Source organism: Desulfosporosinus orientis DSM 765 (genome assembly GCF_000235605.1).
Taxonomy (GTDB): domain Bacteria; phylum Bacillota; class Desulfitobacteriia; order Desulfitobacteriales; family Desulfitobacteriaceae; genus Desulfosporosinus; species Desulfosporosinus orientis.
In genome coordinates this window covers 1,312,195-1,335,842 of sequence record NC_016584.1, presented here as the reverse complement: position 1 = coordinate 1,335,842, position 23,648 = coordinate 1,312,195, and the positions used below count along the sequence as shown (strand labels likewise).

Below are 23,648 nucleotides of genomic sequence, written 5' to 3'. Positions count from 1 at the left end.
AAGTCTGCCATAGGGTCTTAATTTTTAAGTCAGAAATTTCCCCGTCTCCCGGACATCGTATCCGCCGAGAGCCATCACATCCTCTTGGAAAGCTTTGCTTTGAATAACGGAAATCATTGCTTTCATGCGGGGTTCGTCCAGATATTCCCTCGGAACAACCAGATCATAACGTTCCTCTCCAACGAGCACATAATCCAGCCCTAGGGCTTCCGCAGCACTTTGAATACCCAGCCCTACATCAGCTGCTCCCGAGGCAACCGCCACAGCAATCGCTAAGTGGGTAAATTCCTCGCGCTCATACCCCAAAATTTCCTCTTTGCTTATGCCTTTCTTCTGGAGCAGATAATCTAAAAGCACCCGAGTACCAGACCCCCCCTGACGATTAATAAATCGAACCCCTGGCTTAACTAAGTCCTCCAGAGTCTTAATATTCAGCGGGTTTCCTTTTGGTACAATTAAAACTTGGGTTCTATACACTAAATTTATCAAAGCTACATCTCTGCCCGGTAAAAACCGCTGCAAATACGAGCGATTATACTCCCCCGTCTCTGGATCTAGCAAGTGAATCCCCGCAAAATGCGCTTCCCCTTTGCGCAGAGACAAAATTCCAGCTAAACTCCCTACATGAGCTGAGGCTATACCTCCCTGCCCACCTCGAGCCTTCATATGGCTGCTTAAAACGTCTAAGGTCAGATCATGAGATCCAATGCAGACAAGGGTATCTTCCAACTCCGAAACAGGCCTTAAAAGTTCAACAGGTACTGTTTCACCCTCATGAAACCCTTCCTGTAAGCGAGGGACCCTTAGTATCCCATCCGCTCGGACGAGACTCATTGTCACGCCAGCCCCTCGGCTCAATGGGGCAGCAACCCAACGTTCTCCGACTCTTCCTACTTTAACTCGCACAAATTCTTCACTACCTAAAGAGGAGAAGACCTTTTTGCTGATAATGGTATTCAGGGAAGCCTGTGAGTCTTTACTAAGCCCCTGCAAATGCTTGACCCATGGTTCTAAGAATAAATGGGCCGTCAAATAGGCGGATACTGGGTAACCGGGGATGCCGATGGCAGGCTTTCCTTGAACCTCTCCCAAAACCACTGGTTTGCCGGGCTTAATTGCTACTCCATGCAAATAAAGTGTCCCGAACTTCTGAACCATCTGAGATGTATAATCATCCCGCCCTTGTGAGGATCCTGCGATGATCACCAGAATATCCTGTGATGCGGCCATCTTGAGTATTGCTTCCTCTAGCAACTGGGGTTGATCCGGGATGATCGGCGAAATAGTCGCAGTTCCGCCCCATTCCTCAACCAAGGAGGCCAGGACCGTAGAATTACTATCCACAATATCTCCTACCTGAAGGGTGGCCTCCGGCGGACGGATTTCATCCCCCGTCGGAATTATACCCACCCGCGGTTTAATCCGGACTTCAACTTCTAACAATCCAGCTGCCAACAGTGCTCCCTGATCCTGGGGGCGAATACGATGATGAATGGGAAGAAGCACTTCCCCTTCCACAATGTCCTCCCCTACTGGTCGGACATGATTCCAAGGTACGACCGGAGCCTGAAGTAAGATTCCCTTCTCACTTAGTTCCAAGACTTCTTCAATCATGACAACGGCGTCCATTCCCTCTGGTATAGGGTCCCCGGTATCAACTTGAATGGCCTGAATACCAAGTTCTAACCAATGAGGCTCCCGCTCCGAAATCCCATGAGTATCCTTAGCTCGAATTGCATAGCCATCCATCGCCGAGGCGGCGAAATGCGGTGAACTTCTTTTGGAACGGATAATTGTACCCGTGATTCTGTGCAGGGCTGAGCGCACATCAACAAACTCATTTTTCGGTACACTGCGCTCAGCGAGCTTTTCCATCATCAAGGCCAGTCCATCTTGCCAAGCTCTGTTTTCAAGATATATTTGGCGTTCCACTTTTCTATTGCCTCCCCGTTTCCTAACAATTTTTAATAGTTATCTCAACAGACTAAAAGGATTCTCTTTCCCTGCTTCAATTCCCTCTGTATCTAAAGGAATGTGCACTACGGCATCTGCCAGTACCATAGTCCGAATTAAGCCGGATTTTCCTCGAATCGGTTCAAGCAGCCATTCTTCTCCATTTGGTATAAGGCGTATACGCACAAACTCCTCACGACCGCTTCCGGAATATAAATTCTGAGTCATTTTCCCCTTGGGTAGTGGATTGGCCTGGGGGCATAACACCGATCCATCCAACCACGGGCGGACGATGGCGTCAAAGACGACCATGGCTGAGGCCGGGTGTCCTGGAAGTCCAAAAATAAGTTTACCATCTACGACCCCACCGATGGTAGGTTTACCAGGTTTCAGTGCTAAACCATGAAAAAGCAGTCCAGGATCTCCTAGTTCGTCAATAAGCTGAGCGGACAGGTCACGTGTCCCTACAGAGCTTCCTCCAGAGAGTAAAACAATATCATTTTCCTTTAGCATTTTGGTCAGCATGGTACGAAGTTCTTCAAGGTCATCTTTCACAATACCATAATGATGAGCTTCGGCGCCGCTGGCCAAGGCCTGTCCAAGCAGTGTATAGCCATTAATATCCCTCGACTGACCTGGCAGAGGTTCTTTATCCGGAGATATAATTTCATCCCCTGTCGAAAGAATCCCCACGCGAAAACGGGGCAATACCGAAACATTAACTTGCCCGAGGGAAGCAAGAAGCCCCATTTCCTGAGCTCTAATTCGTGTAAATTGAGTAAGAATAACTTCCCCGACAGTGACATCTTCCCCAATCTCAATAAGATTTTCCCCAGGCGCGACGGCCTTAGTGACACCATAGAGTTCTTCTCCAAAGTGCTCGAGATGTTCAACCATTACAACTGCATCCGCTCCCTCAGGAAGCATTCCCCCTGTAGGTATTAATATTCCGGTCCCCGGCTTCAAGGCTTCCTTCGGAGCTTCACCCATCCTTACTTCTCCATAGCATTGTACCAGCGCAGGCATACTTTCACTCGCTCCAAATGTATCTAATGCCCGGACGGCCATCCCATCCATGGTTGATTTGCGAAAATGAGGTATTGCACAGGTTGCTGGGATGTCCTGGGTAAGAATACGTCCTAGGGAATCCTCTAAAGCTATCGTTTCGGCGCGCTGATAAAATATCTGAACATAGGGTTTTAATGAATAGATGGCTTCAGCCAAGGTTTTGACTTTAAACAATTCACTATTGTTTCCCATGCCGATCCCACCTTTCGCGATCATTTTATATCACTGTATCTCAAATCGTTCAAACTCCATGCTGAGCAGATCCACTTGTAACCAAGCATGGCGCAAAGAAGGCACTCGCCCAACTAGCAATTTTACAGCCTCAGCCACACTTAGGCTTGCTAAAACAGCCGGCGTAAACGCAGGATTTCCCCAAGTCCTCTCAACTCCACTTTCACCGCGTCCAAATAAGCGCCGAACGCTGAAATCCCCCGGCATGCTTACTCCCAATTGACCAAACCAACCGGCGATACTTGCAAAAACCAGCGGTCGACCCAATTGGTGACAGACCCGCTCTAATCCGACGCGCGCTTCCCTCGAATCAAGAGCGTCACACACCAGATCAGCTTCTCGCAATAATTCGGAACCAGTCTTTTCCTCAAACCAACCCCTAATAACTTCAATACCCACGTCGGAATTCACACTTCGCAGCCTTTCAAGGGCCGCTTCCACTTTCCACTGCCCTATATTGAGTTCAGTAGCCATGATCTGACGGTTAAGATTGCTAACCTCCAGACAATCACCGTCAATAAGCACTAAGCGGCCAACACCGATTCTAGCTAGTTCCTCGGCGATATAACCCCCAAGTCCTCCACATCCAACGATAGCAACACAAGAATTGGCCAGCTTGTGCTGGTCCTCATCAGATAACGTTTTTTTATTGCGCACATAACGGCCATCGAAGTTCATTTTAACCTCCTCCCACCGGCGGAAAAAGCGCTAAGGTATCTCCGTCTTTCAACACAGTATGTTCCTTAGCATCTTTCCCGTTTAGAAGGCAAATGGCAATTTCCTCAGGTTTAATATTCAGTGGTTGAATGATATCCAAAACACAAGTCCCTTCTGAAAGCTCCCTCTCTTCAACCTTAAACCGGCCATCCCGAAACGTCGCGAATAATTTAATGGTCACACGCACGTCGGTCTCTCCTTTCAATGTTTCGATGGCTAACCTAATATGCCCACCATTTCGAATGGGGGACCCCATAAGGTCCCCCAGTAAATATATTTTATTATTTTTTCTCAGTTTAGTCTATTCTATACTAGTCCTAAATTCCAAGATTTCTAAGGGTTTCGGCAGTTGGCACGCCAGACTCATCCCAGCCACGTTCAATATAGTACGCAGGCAAAAGCTCAGGTAACCTGTGTACACTCCCTTTGGAAGGACCTGCTGGAATTTCAACCTTCAAAAGACGTGTAGGAAGTGTATCATCAGCAGTAGTCATGCCGATCCTTAAGTTTTGTAAACGTTCAAGATTCCAGATCCGTTCTCCACAGGCTAAGAGCTCAACATCCGTATAATTTGAGCCAGTCACAGCGTTAACTATCGCTGTGTAATCAGATAGGCCCAGAGCGAAGGAAGTGAACAAGCACATCCCAAGGGAGTCGATGACAGCTGTTAGATCTTGGAATATTTTAACCCATGTTGCTTTACCCTCAAGGGAGTCCTTATCAAGTTTTTCGGGAAGGCCTAAGATTTCTGGAGAAACCATATACCCACGAACATGACAACCGCCACGGTTGCTCGTTGCATATTGAAGACCATGGCCTTGTATACCACGAGGGTCATAGGCAGGAATATCAAGTTTCTTAACCGACATGGACAACTCCGGGACGCCATAGCTTTCAGCTAAGCGATAAGAACCCATTGCCAATTTAGCTCCAAATCCTTCACTGAGACCCATTTTACGAGTCCATTCTACCATCCCTTTAGCATCTCCGAACTCCAACGAGATCCCTTCAAGTTCTTCTGGTTTAACAAATCCGCGTTGAACCAGTTCCATAGCCGTAGCAATGGTACAACCGGCCGAAATCGAGTCCATTCCTAATTTATTACATAAATCATTCGCTGTATGAACCGCATCATAATCGTGAACCCCACAGTCAGCACCAAAGCTCCATACCGCTTCATACTCAGGACCTGCGCCTTCGCCGCCTTCCCATTTACTATAGCGACCACAGGCAATCGGACAGCGATAACAAGCATCTTTTTTAATCAAGTGGTTAGCAGTCATGGTTTCCCCGCTGATTGTGTCCGCATCAGGATCATAGGACTCTTGGAAGTTCTTAACTGGCAAAATGCCGTTTTCATTAATAATATTGACAAGTACAGCTGTACCGTAGGTTCCCAGTCCTTGTCCGGTCACGCCGTTTTCCCTGATTTTTCCCAAGGCCTCACTTAATATTTTTTTCATTTCATCCGGATTGGCATTGTCGACCTTTCCGGTTCCGCGAACGACAATTGCTTTAAGATTTTTCGACCCCATTACAGCGCCAACACCACTGCGCCCAGCTGCACGAAATTTATCATTCATGATTGATGCTAATAAAGAAAGTTTTTCACCAGCCGGACCAATAGTTAAAACTTTCGCTTTTTCGTCCCCAAATTCCTTCATTACAGCCTCAGTCGTGGCATAAACATCTTTACCCCATAGATTTGCGGCATCTTTGATCTCCACTTTATCGTCGTTAATGGCTATATACACAGGGTTTGCTGCTTTTCCTTCAAGGATAACCATATCATAACCGGCAAATTTTAGTTGGGCTCCCCAATATCCTCCTGAGTTGGAAGAAGCAATTGCTCCATTGAGCGGGGATTTTGTCACAACCATATACCGGCCAGACGTTGGTGCATTTGTTCCTGTAAGTGCTCCTGTAGAAATAAAGATTTTGTTTTCAGGAGCAAGAGCATCGACATCTGCAGCTACCTCATCAAACCACATTTTCCCCGCAAGCCCACGCCCACTTAGATATTTCTTCGCAAGTTCCATGTTTAAAGGCTCAGTACTAACTTTCCCCTCTGTTAGATTGATGCGCAAAATTTTACCAGTATACCCACCCATGAATCTTCCTCCTCGTTTTTACTTTCCTTAATTCTTTAGGATTTTTGGACTTTTAACAAAATTATTTAAATCGTTAATTTTATATAGCAATTATTGTGCCAATTCAGAACTGACAATTAACTTTTTCTATCACCATCGTTTTGGTTGTTAGGTTTAGATTGGTTTTATTTAATTTAGTTTTATTTAATCACCTTTTGTTTGATTATATTATTCAATAATTCTAAATTATCAAATAATCTCTTAAATATAAATTTAAATTTAACTATAATAGTGTTCCACTACTAGCCACTTTAGTACTATTTGTGTTCCAGTATGGAACACAAATACAAAAGTCGAAAAATTTTGCCATCTGTTGTTTCATTTTGATATGTATGCTATTCTGTCAATATAGATAAGCATTTTTTATGCCTAGAGAGGAGGGAAAGAGTTATATGAATAATCAGTGGAAACGTTTTATCAATGGCGAGAGCGTTGAATCGGAAGTGACTCCTTCCATCTATCGCTCATGGCAGAGAAGCTTAAAGCATCAAGTAGACTACACGCTGGTTTCTAACGAAGACATTCTGACGACTTCGCGTCTTAGAGAGCGCCGTGATGCCCAAGAATCCCTGATCCGTGCGGGTGAACCTGTTTTACCTTACATTTTTAGCTTACTTGGAAATAGCAATTATACTGTTTTGTTGGGTGATAACGAAGGCTACATTATCGAGGCCATGGGGGACGCACCCTTTATGAGTAAAGCCCAAAAGGTAAATTTGAGTCCTGGCGCCAGTTGGCGTGAAGAAATTCGAGGAACCAATGCCATCGGAACTGCTCTCCGTGACAATGCTCCTATCTCAGTCTGCGGCTGGGAGCACTTCGTGCACGATAATCATTTTCTGGCATGTTGGGCTGCCCCCATTCAAGACAGCCAGGGCACTCCACTTGGGGTATTGGATATTAGCGGCGAAGCCAGTCAAGATCGTGAAAAGATCTTAGCTATCGCAATGATGGGTGCAGGTATGATCGAAAAAAACTTGCGGCTTTTTGAACTGGAAAATCAACTGAAGTTTTACCAAGAAGGAGCCAAGTTGGCTTCCTCGCTTTTACAGCAGGGATTTCTAGCTATTGATCATAATGGTATCATTACTAACATCAACACTTTAGGTGCTGCGCTGCTTGGGCTCAAACAGGAAGACATTATAGGACGACACGCCGGGGATATCTTCAGTTCACCGAAAGGGTGGATGTTGGGTGAATATTCTCTTAATCTCCGAATAAAAGATCGTGCAGGGAAAGGGATTTCCTCCCACTTAAAGCGCGTAGTTAATGAAGCCGGCCAATCATTAGGAGCCGTAGGAACACTTCAAATCACTCAGGAGTCTCTTTCCGATACCTTATGGATCGGACATAGCCTACCTACTCAACGAACTCTGGAACGAGCTTCTAAAGTTGCAGCGACCCATTCTTCTGTTCTTATACACGGAGAGAGCGGGACTGGTAAAGAAATAATCGCCCGAACAATTCATCAGCTTAGTCCACGATGCGAAGGACCTTTTGTCGCTTTGAATTGTGCCTCATTATCTCCGACACTGATTGAAAGTGAGCTATTCGGCTACGTAGAAGGCGCCTTCACAGGAGCGCGCCGAGGCGGTAAACCTGGAAAATTCGAATTAGCGGACAAAGGTACTATTTTCCTTGACGAAATTGGAGATATGCCTTTAAGTGTTCAAGTTGCACTCCTTAGAGTACTTCAAGAAAAGGAAGTTTCCCGAATTGGCGATACTAAAACTAAAAAAATTAATGTACGTGTAATTGCCGCAACACACAAAGATCTCAATGCCCTTGTTGAAAAGGAACAATTCCGCTTAGATCTATACTATCGTTTAAAAGTCGTTACCCTTGAATTACCTCCACTACGTGAACGTTCTGAAGACATTAAAGATTTGGCTCCCTATTTTATACGTAAAGCCTGCGAATCATTTGGCAGCCCAGTCTTTGGAATTGATGAAGACGTTTATTCCTATTTGTTAGCTCACACCTGGCCCGGCAATGTTCGGGAACTGGAGAACTGTATTGAAAGCATGATAGCTTTGGCCGATGGCCCGATGCTAACCGTAGCGAACTTGCCGGATGAGTATAAAAAGAACGTTTTAAAATCCCAACCTACAACCGAAACTCTGCTAAATCAACAAACTAAACAGACAATCCTCTACGCTTTGACCCAAACCAGAGGAAAAATCGCGCCAGCCGCTAAAATATTAGGGATTGGACGAAATACTCTCTATCGAAAGATAAAAGAACTGGATATAAAGTTTTAACTGTTTTATTATTCAACTATGCTTACTTCACCATGTGTTATAAACTGCGAGAGCAATTGTATAGCCTAAAAATAGGTTGTAACAAAACTTATTCAATTTTTGTTGCAACCTATTTAGTTTTTTCTCAATTCATTTTGGGTTTCGTTTCTTCTCTTTGAACTTTTATCAGCTCAGCCAGAATACATACGGCGATTTCTTCAGGGGTTTCTGCCCCAATTTTTAGTCCTATAGGAGAATACAACTTTCGTAGTACTTCACTTGGAACTCCCTCTTCCTCTAAATCAATGATTAAAGATTTTACTCTTTTCCGGCTGCCAATCATACCAATATAGGCAGCTGGTTGATTAATGACCTTCCTAAGACACACTTTGTCATAACGATGTCCTCTGGTAATGATCACCACAAAAGTCTGGGAATTAATATTATAAGTTTCTAGAACTCGTTCGAAGTCATCACATATTACCTTATCCGCCGTATTAAACCTGTTGACATTAGCGAAAGATGGACGGTCATCAACGACAGTCACTTCATATCCAACAATTTTAGCCATGGTTGCCAGTGGAACCGCTATATGTCCAGCACCTAGAATTAAAAGCTGCACAACGGTCGTTGGAGGTTCAAGCAGCAACCGATAGGCAAGTTTTGGAGATGAAATTTCACAGAAATTGAATTTGGTATCTAAACATATCAAGGATGGTTGGCATCTTCCAGTGCTTACTTTACCTTTAGCAAAAACGATATTATTAAGATCTTGATTACCTAAATCACCTACAACTTTTTGGTTACTAATGATAAGTTTTCTTCCTACTTGTGATTTCTCCGTGGCTTCAATCAAGGTCGCAAGTATTGGATCATCATTATTCTCTAAAGCCGATAAATAATCTTTATAAAGTCCTGAAATTTCAAGAGGGTTATGGGCGCCTATATACTCAATTAACAATTCCATAATACCGCCGCAGACCATACCTTCCTCTTGAGCTATATCTGCTGTCATATTTAAACGATACGTTTTAGATTCGTGTGTCCACAAAACATTGAGTGCTTCGCGTCTGCCCTCTGCCTCTCCGCACCCTCCACCGATAGTGCCAATAGTCATCCCATCAGCAAATACTAACATTTTCGCCCCAGGTTTACGGGGGGTTGACCCCAGTACACTAGTTACCGTGATTAAAGCTGCTTCCATATTTTGTTCAAATACTTTTTTAAGTCCAAAAAACACTTGTTTATCCATTAGTCTGCCCCCTAAATAAGCCCTTCCTATAATAGTAAATTTATAATTTTAGCCCTAATGCGCCATATCAATTTAAAAAATACTATTAATTATAGCATAAACCTTCTCTCTGCACGAATTTGGAACAAATGTTAAGTTTTTTATGCACAAAATGGATTGAATTGTTCTGAACAATTCAATCCATTTTGTATAAGTCAGAATTAATATTATCGTTAAAAGATTTTAGACGGTATTGTGAACCTTCTTTGCAGATCAAATTAATACAGCCATAACTCTGTTCCAGACGAAATAGGTTATCTAAGGGTATCCCTAGCACATAGCATAGGATCACTCTATTTACCCCGGCATGCCCAACGATTAAGATGGGCCTTTCAGCAGATTCTGAAAGTCTTTCAAAGGCAGGAATCACTCTTCTACCGCAATCAGAAAAACTTTCTCCTCGCGGTGGAGAGTAACCGGCGATATTTTCACCACGTTCCTGAAATGCCTTGGGATACTTAGCGCTAATTTCAGAAAAGGTTTTTCCCTCCCAATCCCCCATATTTATTTCCCGCAGCTCTTCAAGTGCTATGGGGTGAATTGGATGAGCAGCCGCAATTATTCCTGCAGTCTGTCTTGATCTGTCCAGATCGCTGCAATATATGCTACCTAAAGGAACCCGGCTAAAAAACTCCTTCAATAAGCTTGCTTGTTTCACACCAAGAGCACTAAGAGGGTTATCCGATTGACTGATATAGCGTTTTTCCTTACATTGGCCGATATCACCGTGCCTCAGCAAAAAAATTAATTTTTTCTCATGTCTCTTCATGCTCATTTCATTTTACCGTTCTGACCCAATTCTTTCTGAACTTTGATAAGCTCACTGAGAATGCTCACAGCGATTTCTTCAGGAGTTTCAGCACCGATTTTAAGACCAATAGGGGAATATAACTTTTGCAGCGTTTCACTCGGAATTCCTTCCTCCTCCAATTCCGTAAGCATGGCTTTCACTCTTCTGCGGCTGCCGATCATACCCGTATAGGACGCTGATTGATTGATCACTTTTCGCAGACACAGTTTGTCATAGCGATGTCCGCGCGTAATAATGACCACAAAGGTTTGTGGATTGATGATTAACTCATCTAAGGCACGCTCAAAATCATCACATAAGATCCTGTCGGCTGTTGGAAATCGGTAAGCATTGGCGAAAGATAGCCGATCATCAACTACGGTAACCTCATAGCCAACCATTTTCGCCATGGCTGCCAAAGGAACTGCAATATGGCCTGCCCCTAGAATTAACAATTGTACGACAGCCTGTCGAGATTCTACCAATAAACGATAGACTGCTTTCTTTACTGTAGTATCACAGGGCTCAAACTCCGAATCTAGACTCACTAAAACAGGCTGACACCATTTCCTTGCGTTTTTAGCGTTATCCACAGCAATTCTAGTGAGCTCCTCTAATACCAGATCACCCTTGATCTCTTCATTATCCTTAATATACAATTTTCTTCCTATTAATTGTTGTTCTCTCGCCTCAATCACAGTTACAAGTACGGGATTGAGGCTTTCAAAGCAAGACAGATAGTCATGAGTGATTCTTATTTGATCCAGTGGTCTATGGGGCCCTAGATAATCAATGAATAATCCCATGATCCCTCCACAAACCATTCCTTCCTCAGAGGCAACGTCTGAAGTCATGTTTAAGTAATAAATCTTTGAAGTATGAGTTGTTATGACGTTAAGAGCTTCTCGTCTTCCTTCTGCTTCACCGCATCCTCCGCCAATGGTGCCCACGGTCGTCCCATCGGCAAAAACCAACATTTTTGCTCCCGGTTTACGAGGGGTCGACCCCAAAACGCTGGTTACAGTAATTAGAGCTGCCTCCATTAATTGATCGTCTGCCTTTTCAAGTCCTAAATATACTTCCTTATCCATTAGCCCTGTCCCCCTTGCTTAACCCATCCAAATGTTCTGCAAAGGCATCTCAATGATTTGTTCGATCTTTGACTGAATTAGTTGTGCATTACTCAGCCTCAACATGATCTTATTAAAAACCTTACAATTGTTTCTATACTGTTCAAGAGGCCCTGAGAATCTAGCCTGAAGTGAAATAATATGACCGTCTTTAACAAGTTTATCCGCTAAATAAACTATCTCTTTTTCGGTTATGGACTGATTTGTGGAGTTCAAGCAAATATCTGTATGTTCGGCAACGATTTGCGCTACTTCGGGATATTTATTGAGCATATCAGCACCAACCTGGGCATGGTCAGGAACGCCTTTAGCCAAGTCATGCAGCAGTGCAGAGGCCTGAATCAGATCAATATTCAGCGGACAACCCCTCCCGACCAGATAGGAAGAAATAACAACACTTAACAGCGCTACTTGTTGGCAATGATTAATCACCTGCACTGATGTGTTAGAGTTTTTTAGGAGAGCATTGCATTCGTTTTCCGAGGGTATCCGCTTATACCCACAGTATTTTTGCATTTGTTGATAGTCCTCGGGAGTGTCCATATCCAGCAAAATCCCCGGATCCTCAACCTCAATCTCCAGGGCGTCCTGTTCGTAATGGTCTAATAAAGCCCTCATGCCTCCCGGCCCTTCCCAAGCCATTACATTGCTCAGATAACGACAGGAAATTAATGGGGGGTGCCCCCTCGTCCCTTGGTAAGTGGGATAGATAATACCAAACTCCGTTGCAAAAAACGCATTCTGAAGCTTCTTTATAGTATCCTTCTTTACAATTGGATTATCGACGGGTAACAGAAAAAATCCTTGGGTTCCTGGCGACAAGCTTTTTATTCCTGCAGTCACAGAGGAGAACATTCCTTCGGCAAAATTGGGATTGACGATGGTCTGTACTCCCAGCCTCTCTAATATAGGATATAATTCATCGGCTCGATGCCCAACCACCACTCGGATATCCCTAATCCCGCTCTTTAGAAAGCTTTCTACTGCTCTTTCCAGGACAGTCCTCTCACCCAGGGATAAAAGAGGTTTAAATTGTTTCATACGAAAAGAATATCCTGCAGCGACTATGATTGCTGTTATCAATTTAAAAACTCCTTCTCTTATCCTGAATCTGTCGTTTAGCTGTACTTTTTCTGGCAATTACTTCAGTACTTGTGACGAGCATCGGCATTACCTTAAGGTGACCATTCTGTCGAGCATCCCAGATCCCAGGTATTTTGTCTAAGGCCTCGAGTATATCTGTTTGGGTTTTCATGGAAAGGGAACCCTTTAAGTGAACCTTGATAAGTAAGTAGCTTTCGTTTTCTAACCGCCCCTTAGTAAGAGTTACCTCAAAATCAAGAATATTGTCCAGAGCAAACAAAGCCTCGTCGAAGTCAGCCATAGTCAGGTAATCCGTCTCAGTTAGGCAGACCCGGTCCCTGGACTTTACCAGTTCCAGCCGCTTTAATACTGTATGGCACTTGCAAGGATCTGGGATAAATCTGGACATATCGCCTGTACGATAACGAACCAAAGGCATTGCTGTTCTGGTCAACGTAGTTAAGACTATCTCCCCCGGCTGCCCCTCTTCTACAGGCAGTCCTGACCTGGGATCAATGATTTCAATATACAGATCTGCTTCCCTGAAGTGGTATCCACAGAAGCCCTCACACTCTAGGCCGCCTCCCAACCCCATCTCAGTCATACCATAATGGTTAAATACTTTACATCCCCAGGTTCTTTCAAGTTCTTGCACAATAGCTCGAGGGACATAATCTGTCGATAATAAAACACTTCTCAAACTCAGAGGGACAGATTTCTCTTGGCAATTTTGAAATCGAGCTAAGCTCAAAACTTGAGTAGGAATTCCTACTAAAGCATTGATATTATTTCTCCGAATCTGCTCTAAGGTTTGTTCAGGATTACTGACAAGACCGTGAACAACCCCTGTTACACCTGCTCTTTCTAAACCCATACGCAATAAATCACCAACACTGCCGGTTGTTTCCCCAGGCAGCATAATCAAGACTCTATCCCCAGGTTCTACCAAAGTTAACATGCCATGATGGAAGAAATCGATAGTCAATTCTTGATCCGCCTCAGTAAAAAAAAAGCGTTTAGGTTTACCCGTTGTGCCGGAACTCTGTAAAGTCACAATTCTATGGATTTCATTTTGGGAAACACATAAGAAGTCGAGAGGATTTTCTTTTAAGTCTTCCGATGTCGTAAAGGGTAGTTTCAAAAACTCTTGAAAGGTTGATATCTTACAATCTATGTCTGAGTATAAGCGTTTATAAAACCTGCTCTGACTATTTACCAAACAAAGCGTCTCCCGCAGTTTGGTCAGCTGATAGTCCTCAATCTGCTTTCTGGTTAAAATCTCTGAGCTGTCTCCGTTGACTTTGCCTTTAATCCAAGGCTCTAATGAGGTAGTTTTAATGTCCAAACCCTATCTCTCCCTCCGATAAATTGGGTGTCCCAACTTATCCGTGAGATTATAAGCGCAAAAAGGAATTAACTTACCCTCCGGGCTAACGACATGGATACAACAATTTTTTAACCGTTCGATATCTAGATTCCAGACATCTTGAAAGGCCATGCCGCTGATGGAAAAAGCATAGGTTTTCAGCTGGCGGATTATATTGTCCCATGAGTTCGTGCTTGGCGGCTGATTCTTTGACGTTTCTGCTCCTGACCATTGGCGGGCTACAAAGGTCCTTGTTTTTCGAGCTAACTCATCTGCCCGCTCCGGTCCGTTACAACAGGAATTGTTGATAACCGGCTGCATACTTCCATCCGTCTGACGGATAAAATTTCCACTAAAAGAGCAGCGGCCATTATGGGGTTTCAGACTGGCTGCTTTGATTAGCCCATCCGTCTGTTCTTCGATAGCTTGAATGACTTCCGGGAGGGTGATCCGATCTGAGTCCAAGGGCTCTTTGAGAATTCTTCCGAAATAGCTGACAGGCTGAAAGTGTACTCCTCTGACAGAGGGGTGATTTTCTAAGGCAAACCTAAGGATTCCTCCGATATTGTGAGTGTTTATCCCCGGGATCAAGGTCGGTACTAGAACCACCCCAATCTCATGACGAGCACAGCTTTCTATCGCCTTGGCTTTAACCTCTAAAAGCTTACGGCCTCTGATTGTCTGATAAATCGAATCTTCCGTACCGTCAAATTGCAAGAATACGGAGCTAAGTCCCGCCTCCTTTAATTCCCTTACAAAGCCAGGATCTTCAGCCAGACGCAAACCATTCGTGTTTAGCTGGATAAAGTTGAAGCCTAATTCTCTTCCCATCTCCACAATTTCCGGCAGATCGTTTCTAAGGGTTGGCTCGCCGCCGGATAACTGGATATTGACAGGACCACTAGCAGCAAGAACCTTCTTATACCACCCTTCTATTACGGCAAGGGAAGGCTCATCAAGCTCAGTTCCTGCATTGGCAAAACAAACTCGGCAATTCAGGTTACAACGCTGGGTAACCTCCAGTAAAGCTGTACAAGTCGTCTTATAATGCTCCTTACATAAGCCGCAATCAAAAGGACAGCCTCTCTCAACCTGGGTAAAACATTCCCTGGGGGGAGTTGGAATGGTTGGCCTGAGCCATGAATCCCACTGAGGACTGCCACGCCAAAGCAACGTCCGATACTCTCCATGTTCAGGACAACGTTTTACCAGATAGACCGTTTCTCCTTGAACCACTCGCTGCGCAGGAATCCTCTGCAGGCATTCCGGACATAAACTCTCAGTATTTTTTTCGTTTGTGGATATCAAACATTCGTCTATTCTTACCATTTGCTATCCCTCTCTGCTCCAGCAGCATCTTTTCGGGCGATCAGTTGAAAATATCCCATCTTGGCTTGCTTAAGTGCCGATTGAACAAGGATAGGATCAACTGAGCCTGAGTCCGAACCTGAGCATGAGCATGATGAAGTCTTAAGCCAAAAATTGCTCATGGAGCCATGAGTCATGATTATATCAACCGTTAGTTGGGTCAATAGGTTCGTATGATCCATCCAATTAACAAGGTGAAACCCTTGTCCGCCGAGCTTATTGATTAAGGACTCCTTAGGCAGTGCTCTGCGGATACAGGAGTCGAGCTTAAGCTCTTGAAGACCTTGGAGACCGTTAGGATTTCTAGCGTACACATCGCTGATGACTAACCACCCAGATGGTTTGAGCACACGAAAAATTTCCTTTAGAACTTGATCCATATCTTCCATTACGGACAAGGCACATTCAGCAAATACTCCGTCCATATGCTGAGCAGGAAAAGGGAGATCTTCTCCCAGTCCTCGAATCAGGTTTAAACTCGGATTCTTCTTAATTCCGCTCTCCAGCAGCAGCTCTGAAGAATCTAACCCTATGGCCTGGAGTCCATATACAGAAACCAAGCGTTCCACCGTTGCTCCACTGCCGCAGCCCACATCTAAAACTCGAGCACCCGAGGGGAAATTACAGCATTTTACTCCCAAATCGGTTAAATAAAAGCCGCCCGGTCTCAGGGTATCCCCTGCGCTTTGGCGCAAGACCTCACTCTCATATAGTTTGAAGACTGCCTTTGCATCTTTTTCCACAGTTTTAATCCTCATCCAACGACTCGGGGTCTTCTGCATAGGCCGCCAAAATCTCATTTACTTTACTGAAGGTTGTTGCCACAATATTGCCGCATTGGACAGGGTACTCACTTCCCTCACCTAGAGAGTGATCTAAGATTCCCTCACAATCAATGCTGCCGTGGGCCTCTTCAAACCACTCCAGCAATTCATTGATCATACGGTTAATCTTAGGGTGACTATTTTCAGGGGGGGTTCCCTTCCCAACGTTTAAACCAATTAAACATGCCCCCCCGGTAAATGCACCACAGGTTTTTCCCGACCTGCCTATTCCACCACACAAACCCTGCATTGCTTTAATTAAGTCGGGGTTTTCTTTTCCTAGTTCATCTAAACCTAGGATTAACATAATTTGGCTACAGCAAAATCCCTGAGTAGCTAATTGAAACATACGAAAGACATCGACCGCCATCTTGCTCCCCCCTCTACTTATCCTCAAGGCTTTGTTCTACTTCAAACATTTTGCCTAAAGCTAAGTCTTCGGTAATCAGAACCAAGTCACAGCTCAAACATTTTAGTTCTTCAACTCTAAGATCATTACCCAGATAGGATATTTTTACTGTACCACGCTTTAGTTCACCACCACATTTCCCGCACTTCCATACGGGTTTGGGCGGCAGATTTGCTGTCTTATTCATGGCTTCACTTCCTCGACAATTTCCATCCGGTGGCTATATGCGTTCAAGACTACAAAACCATCCTCCTGAGGTTGGTATTCAACCCAATATGTCACTCTGGCTGGGCGAAAATAGGCTAAATAGATTCCGTTATCCGGGTTGATAAATTTTCTTCCCGTGCGTTCCGCATGTTCTATTACCTGCTGAACATCTTCGATTAAAATTAGTCTTTCTTCCATAAGCTTACTTATTTGTTCATTACATATTATTTTTATAGCCCTGTAACCCCTTTCCTTTTCCTGCGGTGTTTGCCAGAACTTATGCAGTAACGTTCTTTTTAGTCTTGCCCGATGCTCGTGCCGTTGAGAAAATCCCGAATTAGGTCTGGTAGCAGCATTTTGCAAATCATCAGCAAAAATGAGATCTAATAAATGTAGTGTACGTTTACCATGAGCAGCAAATCTGTCTCTACACATAGCACAGTAGGCTACATAGTCCGCTGTGCTTTCTTTTATCCTATTTTCAACGATCTGCTGCGCAAGTCCTGGATTGGCGAAGGCTGTTAGGCCACCAAAGCCGCAACACTTGGTTAGTTCTTTACTATAAGGCAATTCTTCAATTTCATAACCTAGCCTGAGTAAGATATGGCGAACTGCTTCATGTATTCCTTGTTCGTATCTAGTAGTACAGGGATCCTGTACAGCTACTTTACCGTAATTTGCACCGGCCCCTCGAATAGATAAATCCATATCTTTCATTAATTCCCAAAGAGAGATAACTTCGGGTAATTTTTCTCGAAACATACTGTGACAGGTAGAACAGGCTACGATCAGCTTCGGTTTACCCAAGCTCTCCCATTCTAAAACCATCTCCTCGAAGCTGGTTTGAAACTGTCCCTGATCACCACCCCAATGCGCAGGAGCACCACAGCAGCGCAACATCAGCCCTACTCCTCCGGCAAGCTGTTCTGTTAAATAGGCATATACTTTTTCCACATGTTCCGGAGATGAGCCGCTCAATTGGCAGCCGGGAAAGAAAACATATTTGCTGGAATTGAACCCTGGTTGATGCCTAGTCAAGGCAAATTGTTCACTGTTACTAAAAGCCATATCCCGCAGGGCAAAATCATGGGCGGACGGAGGCATTTTCCCTCTCCTAACCATACTTTCCCGGGATGCAAGGCAAACCTGTCCCATGTCTAGATCATTCGGACATACTTCAGCGCACAGCCCACACTGCGTGCAGGAATTAATCATCTTGTTTGCGTGGCGTGTGCCCATGACGATAGATTCGTTATTATATATTTCCCGCAAATATTTTTTGGGATAACCACCAAAAGACTCTAAATATCTGCAAGCTTTCACACATTCAAGGCATTGACAATTTAGGCACCTGGCGGCTTCCTGGACAGCTTCTTCGCCAGTGTAACCCCCGGCTTCATTGCTCATGGGTACAGCAGGCAGGGATGGGATTTTGTTCACGTTGACGAATAGTTTCGATTCGAACGCCCCTTCGCGATCGCGGGAGGCAGTTAGAGAGGCTCCTTGCAGGTATCTGTCGATAGATACTGCACCTCTCCGGCCATCAGCAACAGCATTTATTGGGGAATTATTGCCAAGTTGTCCACCGGCAAATACGCCTGCAATTGGCGTAGTGCAGCTTATCGGGTCGACCCTGCTATTCTCACCCAACAGTTCCAAGGTGTCTTCAGATTGAGCAGCAAAGCCAATATATAAAGCATCAAACCGTTCTTTAAGTTGAGACAAATCCTGTCGGGTTATTCCTGTATTACGCTCAATTGTCACATTTGGACGGTTCAAAACTGAAAGTTCGTTCTCAATTACCTGAGCTGGAAGTTGTTGCTCCGGATATTTCCACAAGTTCCCACCCAAGCGATCTGATTTTTCAAACAGAGTAACAATGTACCCTTTCCGTGCTAGGTCATAGGCTGCCGTCAGGCCTCTTAACCCACTGCCAACCACCGCAACGGTCTGGCTTTTAGGGGTAACAGGTCCGACATTGGCAATTTTGGGAGCATGGTTTTCCAGACAGAATCTTTCTAAGTTAGAAATAGCTACGGTTGCACCAACATCTTTACGTTTACACACATCCTCACAGGGATGGTCACAAATCCTGCTAATAATTCCCGGAAAGGGCTGTTTCTGCTGTAGTATTGATGCGGCGCTTTTCCAGTCTTGATTTTGAATGGCCAGCATCAGCTTACGAACATCCACATGGATTGGACACCCAGCTGTACAAGCGGGAGGATTTTCTTGGCTACACTTACTTTCTAGCCTTCTCAGTTCAACCTGATCCATAGCAGCACCAACTTCTTTATAAATATTTGCTGTGTGGGTAACCACAGGGAACCTAAACTTGTATAAACAATTTTTGGTCCCCTGTGGTAAAACTAATTATTACTGAGCCTTTAATCCGGCAAGTACTTTTTCAGGCAGGGCTGGTAACTTGGTAATCCTTACCCCGCAGGCGTTTGTAATTGCATTAATGATGGAAGCATGAGGAGAGGTCAGGGGTGCTTCACCAGCACCAGAGGCTCCGAAGGGACCATGTTCTCTTGGAGTCATAACATAATCGACGACAAGTTTGTCAGGTACGTCTTTAATGAAGGGCAGGCCGCAGCTAACCAGATCGATATGCTTTTTAAGATCTTCGAAATCTTCGCTGAGGGCCAAGCCAATACCTTGTACCATTCCGCCAAACATTTGCCCGTCAACGACCAGCTTATTAGCAAGCGTGCCAATATCAAATATTCCGTTCATGCCAAGAACCTTGGTTTTACCTGTCTTGACATCGACTTCCACTTCAGAGAGGAACGCTGCATACATATAAGTGGTAAAGGGGACTCCTTGTCCGGTTTCGAGGTCACAGCCATTATACCCGGCCGGAGTGTTATATTTGCCAACAAAGTGGGTTGGTAACCCTGCTGCAACCTGTTCTGCATAGGTTCGGTAAGTTCCATCGGGTTTTTGAATTGCTTTTAACAGTTCTTCGCAAGCAATTTTAATGGCATTACCGGTCATTACTTGCGAACGACTGCCACCGGCAGGTCCGCTGTTGGGAACTTTAGAGGTGTCATTCATGACTAATTTTATTTGTTCGGGTTTAATTCCCAAGGGAAGCAAAGCCTCATGGGAAGTAGCCAGTGTCCCCATATCCGCACCTTGACCGTGATCTTCCCAACCGTTGAAAATTGTGACACCGGTTTCCGTATAATCAGCCCAAGCCTCTGAACCGTCGGGGTTATCCAGACCGGCACCGTAGACGCCGAGAGAGATGCCGACGCCGCGTTTCTTGTCGGCAGTGGATTCAGCTTCAGCCTTTTTCTTAGCTGTATCATAGAGAGGCTTAAGTTTATCCATTATCTCCACCATACTGTGTACGTCAGGCTCGCAGCCGGTAGGAGTAGTATCACCAGGTCTGTAAATGTTTTTGTAACGCAGCTCAAAGGGATCCAGCCCTAGTTTTTCCGCCAGTTCATCCATCAATACCTCGGTTGCGAACAGGCTCTGCGGAGATCCGTAACCCCGGAAAGCCGAACCCCAAGCATGATTTGTGCAGACAGTGCGGCCATTGCTGCGAATATTGGGAATCATATAACCGGCGCCAATGAATTGGCTGCCCCGCAGGGTAACCAGATCGCCAAACTCGGAATACGGACCATGATCGCAGCTCCAATCGGCTTCCATGGCAACCAGTTTACCTTCTTTAGTAGCCCCGTATTTAAGATTGATAAAGAACGGCGAACGTTTCCCTGTGTAAGTAATTTGTTGATAGTAGTCAAACTCCAGGAATACAGGTTTACCTGTAGCCAACGCAGCTACCCCTAGTAAGGCTTCTATGGTTGGGCTGAACTTATAACCAAAGGTTCCGCCAGAGGGATTTTGTACAATAACCAATTTGTCTGGCTCCAGTCCGAGCCCCGGGGCAATCATACCATGATGGAGATGAATGCCGATACTCTTGGAATGAACCACTACGCGGTCCTCATCATCAATATAGGCAAAACCAACGTCAGGCTCGATCGGCAGGTGGGGCTGGCGTCCTACATAGAAATCGTCTTGAACGACGACATCTGCTTTTTCCATCAGAGGAGCTGTTTCCTCGCCTTTAATCACCTTGGTTTCCCAATAAACGTTAGGCGTTCCGGGATGAATCTCGATAGCATCGTCTGCCATGGCTGCAGGGGCGCTCATATAGGCAGGGAGAATTTCCAACTCTACCTTAACTTTGTCAACTGCAGCTTGAGCATGCTCAGCGGTATCGGCAGCTACAATGGCGATCGCGTCACCAAATTGGAACACTTTTTCGTCGCAGAGGATCGGCCTGTCCCAACCATCCCCTTTGTTATTCGGGAAGGTGATTAAGCCGGTAATCCGGTTTTTGCCTTTAACATCTTTATGAGTGATAACTTTATATACACCAGGCATTTTTTCAGCTTCAGAGGTATCGATAGATATAATATTGGCATGTGAAACCTTAGCCTGAACCAGTTTCAACTGCAGAGTTCCGCAAGGCATTTTAACCCCTAAATCAGCGCCATAGTCACATGTACCGGTAACCTTGGCCAAAGCGGAGGGACGAATGTAATTGCTGCCCCAGATTGAGCCATTGGACGGCAGCTTTTCCCATAGATCTTCGGTCTTTATCTCGCCGCGAATCAACTTAGCTGCAGTCATAACCGCGTCAACCAAGGGCTTGTAGCCTGTACAACGGCAGGCATTTCTGTGCTTTTGGAACCAATCCCGAACCTCATCTCTCGAAGGATTATTGTTTTCCTCTAAAAGTTGTTTTGCTGAAACAATGAATCCCGGACTACAGAAACCACATTGCGCAGCGCCATGAATCATCCAAGCAAGCTGCAGGGGATGTAATTGTTCCTTGGTACCCACACCTTCGATTGTAGTAATAACGGCTTCGTCTGGGATTCTTTTCATTTTTGTAACACAGGAACGAATAACTTTCCCATTGATAATAACAGAACAAGCACCGCATTGAGCTTTGCCGCATCCGATTTTCGTTCCGGTCATGTGCAGTTGTCCCCGCAAGACGTTGGCTAGGGTCACTTCGCCATCAACAATTAGTGTTTGAGGGTTACCGTTGATAATGACATGTTTTTTGATCATCTTTTTCTCTCCTTTTCTTAATTAATCCTCGACAATCATACCTTCGTTCTACTAGTTTGAGTTAGGAATACATTTTGATTAGTTAGTTTTTGGAAAGTACACAATAAGTAAAGCAAACTTTCCCCTGTTAATTTATCAACTGACAAATCCTTCCTCCCACTCTTTTTTGGGCGAGCTAATATTGGCTTACATAAGTTTGGTTTGCATTAGTTTGATTTTGTTTGCTTTACTTGGCTTGTTTTATTGTTAGTTGCAATAAGCATGCCAATGATTCAGACAATTATAACTTTTACTTTTTCCTCCTTTTCCCACTTCAATACTCTTCCTCTTGACCACATGAATAGAATGCTGTACCATGCAAGTGGGCAGATTGATTTCCCCTCAGTATGCCCTTCAACAATGACAGATTTCTATCCCACTCCAGGCAGGTTAATCGAACACACCTTACAATATGTAATATTAATGGAGGATATCCTCATGGAAAAAATAAAAGTACAAGATTCGGTTGGTACTATTCTCATTCACGATATGACTCAGATTATCCCTGGAGTCGTTAAAGGCCCGCGATTTCGAAAAGGACACGTCATTAAGGAAGAGGATATTCCAGTTCTGCTTAGTATGGGTAAAGAGCATATTTTTGTTTGGGATCAAACCCCCGGCCTCATCCACGAAAATGAAGCTGCACAGCGCCTTGCTCGAGCTGCAGCCGGTTCCGGGTTACTCCTTGATGAACCTAAAGAAGGGAAAGTCAGCTTTACTGCCGACCATGACGGACTCCTTTATACATCCGTCGATGGTATTTTGGCATTAAATACGTTAGAAAACGTCATTCTTTCAACGCTTCACAATCACTATCCGGTTAAAAAAGGTGATATTGTAGCGGGTACCAGAGTAGTACCTCTAATGATTGACGAATCCGTGATCATTGAAGCTGAACGTATTGCCCGAACATTTACCGATCCTCTTCTGGAAGTACGACCTCTTAAGCATACGAAAGTGGGTATCGTAACCACAGGCAGCGAAGTCTTCCATGGGCGAATCCAAGATAAATTTGGCCCTGTCCTGCGTGCTAAAGTTGAAAACTGGGGATCTGAGGTTATTGCTCATGCTTTGGCCAATGATGATGTTGACTTTATCCAACGTTCCATAAGAGAACAGTTAAATCAGGGCGCAGAAATGATCTTAGTGAGCGGAGGCATGTCTGTTGATCCGGACGACGTTACCCCTACAGCCATCAAAGAAATGGGTGCAGATCTTATCACCTATGGTGCCCCTGTGTTGCCGGGAGCTATGTTCTTGCTTGCTTACATCGGAGATGTACCCATCATGGGATTACCTGGGTGCGTGATGTATTCTAAGACGACTGCCTTTGATTTAATTGCCCCCCGCTTAATGACCGGAGAACGTCTAACCCGCATGGATATCGTTAAACTAGGCAGCGGAGGGCTTTGCCTTAACTGTCCGGTCTGCATCTACCCACACTGTTCCTTTGGTAAGTAAGTATATTAAATGACAGGATTTTTAAGACAATCATCTTCGTTCTAAGAACAGGTTAACTTAAAAAAACTAAAAAACCACAGGTGAATACTGAAGATTTACCTGTGGTTAATTTTTTAGACTTATTTTTTACTATGTATTTTTGTGTAAGAACTTTTGTAAAAAGACTAATTAAGGATACAACTTAATTCAACCCAGCACCCTAATGCTCCATATTTGAC

General features: G+C 44.5%; 18 protein-coding genes. 2 read left to right on the top strand and 16 right to left on the bottom strand.

Annotated features, from left to right (window positions below; translation table 11 throughout):
- Positions 1 to 24: 24 nt before the first annotated feature.
- From DESOR_RS06310 to DESOR_RS06290, 5 genes are all read right to left on the bottom strand, one after another.
- A complete protein-coding gene (locus DESOR_RS06310) occupies positions 25 to 1,932 on the bottom strand; it encodes a molybdopterin biosynthesis protein (RefSeq protein WP_014183772.1) in 1,908 nt (635 codons plus the stop codon).
- A gap of 39 nt (positions 1,933 to 1,971) precedes the next feature.
- Positions 1,972 to 3,213 (bottom strand): molybdopterin molybdotransferase MoeA, encoded by a 1,242-nt coding sequence (locus DESOR_RS06305; RefSeq protein ID WP_014183771.1) that lies wholly within the window; start codon positions 3,211 to 3,213, stop codon positions 1,972 to 1,974.
- A gap of 30 nt (positions 3,214 to 3,243) precedes the next feature.
- Positions 3,244 to 3,930 (bottom strand): HesA/MoeB/ThiF family protein, encoded by a 687-nt coding sequence (locus tag DESOR_RS06300; RefSeq protein WP_014183770.1) that lies wholly within the window; start codon positions 3,928 to 3,930, stop codon positions 3,244 to 3,246.
- Between the two features lies 1 nt (position 3,931).
- The gene (locus DESOR_RS06295; RefSeq protein ID WP_014183769.1) at positions 3,932 to 4,225 is read right to left on the bottom strand and encodes a MoaD/ThiS family protein; all 294 of its coding nucleotides are present in this window, start codon (positions 4,223 to 4,225) and stop codon (positions 3,932 to 3,934) included.
- Positions 4,226 to 4,286: 61 nt separating this feature from the next.
- Positions 4,287 to 6,080 (bottom strand): aldehyde ferredoxin oxidoreductase family protein, encoded by a 1,794-nt coding sequence (locus DESOR_RS06290; protein WP_014183768.1) that lies wholly within the window; start codon positions 6,078 to 6,080, stop codon positions 4,287 to 4,289.
- Positions 6,081 to 6,511: 431 nt separating this feature from the next.
- Between DESOR_RS06290 and DESOR_RS06285 the strand changes: the two genes are divergently transcribed.
- A complete protein-coding gene (locus DESOR_RS06285; protein WP_014183767.1) occupies positions 6,512 to 8,380 on the top strand; it encodes a sigma-54-dependent Fis family transcriptional regulator in 1,869 nt (622 codons plus the stop codon).
- Between the two features lie 124 nt (positions 8,381 to 8,504).
- Here DESOR_RS06285 and DESOR_RS06280 read toward each other — a convergent pair whose 3' ends face one another.
- The 11 genes from DESOR_RS06280 to DESOR_RS06230 all read right to left on the bottom strand — a co-directional run bounded on the left by DESOR_RS06280 (position 8,505) and on the right by DESOR_RS06230 (position 21,930).
- Positions 8,505 to 9,611 carry an XdhC family protein gene (locus tag DESOR_RS06280; RefSeq protein ID WP_014183766.1) on the bottom strand — a complete coding sequence of 369 codons (1,107 nt, stop codon included), beginning with the start codon at positions 9,609 to 9,611 and terminating at the stop codon, positions 8,505 to 8,507.
- Between the two features lie 175 nt (positions 9,612 to 9,786).
- On the bottom strand, positions 9,787 to 10,425 hold the full coding sequence (cobC, locus tag DESOR_RS06275; protein WP_014183765.1) for an alpha-ribazole phosphatase: 639 nt from the start codon (positions 10,423 to 10,425) through the stop codon (positions 9,787 to 9,789).
- On the bottom strand, positions 10,422 to 11,531 hold the full coding sequence (locus DESOR_RS06270) for an XdhC family protein (RefSeq protein ID WP_014183764.1): 1,110 nt from the start codon (positions 11,529 to 11,531) through the stop codon (positions 10,422 to 10,424). Before DESOR_RS06270 ends, cobC begins: the two co-directional genes overlap by 4 nt.
- Before the next feature lie 18 nt (positions 11,532 to 11,549).
- Complete coding sequence (locus DESOR_RS06265) at positions 11,550 to 12,653, bottom strand: DVU_1551 family NTP transferase (protein ID WP_014183763.1); 1,104 nt, start codon at positions 12,651 to 12,653, stop codon at positions 11,550 to 11,552.
- Position 12,654: 1 nt separating this feature from the next.
- Positions 12,655 to 13,998: a DVU_1553 family AMP-dependent CoA ligase gene (locus DESOR_RS06260; protein WP_014183762.1), complete on the bottom strand. Its 1,344-nt coding sequence runs from the start codon at positions 13,996 to 13,998 to the stop codon at positions 12,655 to 12,657.
- A gap of 3 nt (positions 13,999 to 14,001) precedes the next feature.
- A complete protein-coding gene (gene trsS / locus DESOR_RS06255) occupies positions 14,002 to 15,348 on the bottom strand; it encodes a radical SAM (seleno)protein TrsS (RefSeq protein ID WP_014183761.1) in 1,347 nt (448 codons plus the stop codon).
- Positions 15,342 to 16,145, bottom strand: coding sequence for a DVU_1556 family methyltransferase (gene trsM / locus DESOR_RS06250; RefSeq protein WP_042330878.1), 804 nt, complete (start codon positions 16,143 to 16,145; stop codon positions 15,342 to 15,344). Before trsM ends, trsS begins: the two co-directional genes overlap by 7 nt.
- Positions 16,135 to 16,581, bottom strand: coding sequence for a DVU_1555 family C-GCAxxG-C-C protein (locus tag DESOR_RS06245; protein WP_014183759.1), 447 nt, complete (start codon positions 16,579 to 16,581; stop codon positions 16,135 to 16,137). Before DESOR_RS06245 ends, trsM begins: the two co-directional genes overlap by 11 nt.
- Before the next feature lie 13 nt (positions 16,582 to 16,594).
- The gene (locus DESOR_RS06240; protein ID WP_014183758.1) at positions 16,595 to 16,807 is read right to left on the bottom strand and encodes a DVU_1557 family redox protein; all 213 of its coding nucleotides are present in this window, start codon (positions 16,805 to 16,807) and stop codon (positions 16,595 to 16,597) included.
- Positions 16,804 to 19,149, bottom strand: a complete 2,346-nt coding sequence (locus DESOR_RS06235; protein WP_014183757.1) for a pyridine nucleotide-disulfide oxidoreductase/dicluster-binding protein — start codon at positions 19,147 to 19,149, stop codon at positions 16,804 to 16,806. Before DESOR_RS06235 ends, DESOR_RS06240 begins: the two co-directional genes overlap by 4 nt.
- A 54-nt stretch (positions 19,150 to 19,203) precedes the next feature.
- Positions 19,204 to 21,930: a molybdopterin-dependent aldehyde oxidoreductase gene (locus DESOR_RS06230; protein WP_014183756.1), complete on the bottom strand. Its 2,727-nt coding sequence runs from the start codon at positions 21,928 to 21,930 to the stop codon at positions 19,204 to 19,206.
- 477 nt (positions 21,931 to 22,407) lie between these two features.
- Here DESOR_RS06230 and DESOR_RS06225 point away from each other — a divergent pair, with 477 nt between their 5' ends.
- Positions 22,408 to 23,430, top strand: a complete 1,023-nt coding sequence (locus DESOR_RS06225; RefSeq protein WP_014183755.1) for a molybdopterin-binding protein — start codon at positions 22,408 to 22,410, stop codon at positions 23,428 to 23,430.
- Positions 23,431 to 23,648: the final 218 nt, after the last annotated feature.

Excerpts from the sequence above, each read along its gene's own strand:
- DESOR_RS06305 (WP_014183771.1), bottom strand. The coding sequence starts at position 3,213 with ATGGGAAACAATAGTGAATTGTTTAAAGTCAAAACCTTGGCTGAAGCC.
- DESOR_RS06300 (WP_014183770.1), bottom strand. The coding sequence starts at position 3,930 with ATGAACTTCGATGGCCGTTATGTGCGCAATAAAAAAACGTTATCTGAT.
- DESOR_RS06295 (WP_014183769.1), bottom strand. The coding sequence starts at position 4,225 with ATGGGGTCCCCCATTCGAAATGGTGGGCATATTAGGTTAGCCATCGAA.
- DESOR_RS06290 (WP_014183768.1), bottom strand. The coding sequence starts at position 6,080 with ATGGGTGGGTATACTGGTAAAATTTTGCGCATCAATCTAACAGAGGGG.
- DESOR_RS06285 (WP_014183767.1), top strand. The coding sequence starts at position 6,512 with ATGAATAATCAGTGGAAACGTTTTATCAATGGCGAGAGCGTTGAATCG.
- DESOR_RS06280 (WP_014183766.1), bottom strand. The coding sequence starts at position 9,611 with ATGGATAAACAAGTGTTTTTTGGACTTAAAAAAGTATTTGAACAAAAT.
- cobC (WP_014183765.1), bottom strand. The coding sequence starts at position 10,425 with ATGAGCATGAAGAGACATGAGAAAAAATTAATTTTTTTGCTGAGGCAC.
- DESOR_RS06270 (WP_014183764.1), bottom strand. The coding sequence starts at position 11,531 with ATGGATAAGGAAGTATATTTAGGACTTGAAAAGGCAGACGATCAATTA.
- trsS (WP_014183761.1), bottom strand. The coding sequence starts at position 15,348 with ATGGTAAGAATAGACGAATGTTTGATATCCACAAACGAAAAAAATACT.
- trsM (WP_042330878.1), bottom strand. The coding sequence starts at position 16,145 with ATGAGGATTAAAACTGTGGAAAAAGATGCAAAGGCAGTCTTCAAACTA.
- DESOR_RS06245 (WP_014183759.1), bottom strand. The coding sequence starts at position 16,581 with ATGGCGGTCGATGTCTTTCGTATGTTTCAATTAGCTACTCAGGGATTT.
- DESOR_RS06240 (WP_014183758.1), bottom strand. The coding sequence starts at position 16,807 with ATGAATAAGACAGCAAATCTGCCGCCCAAACCCGTATGGAAGTGCGGG.
- DESOR_RS06230 (WP_014183756.1), bottom strand. The coding sequence starts at position 21,930 with ATGATCAAAAAACATGTCATTATCAACGGTAACCCTCAAACACTAATT.
- DESOR_RS06225 (WP_014183755.1), top strand. The coding sequence starts at position 22,408 with ATGGAAAAAATAAAAGTACAAGATTCGGTTGGTACTATTCTCATTCAC.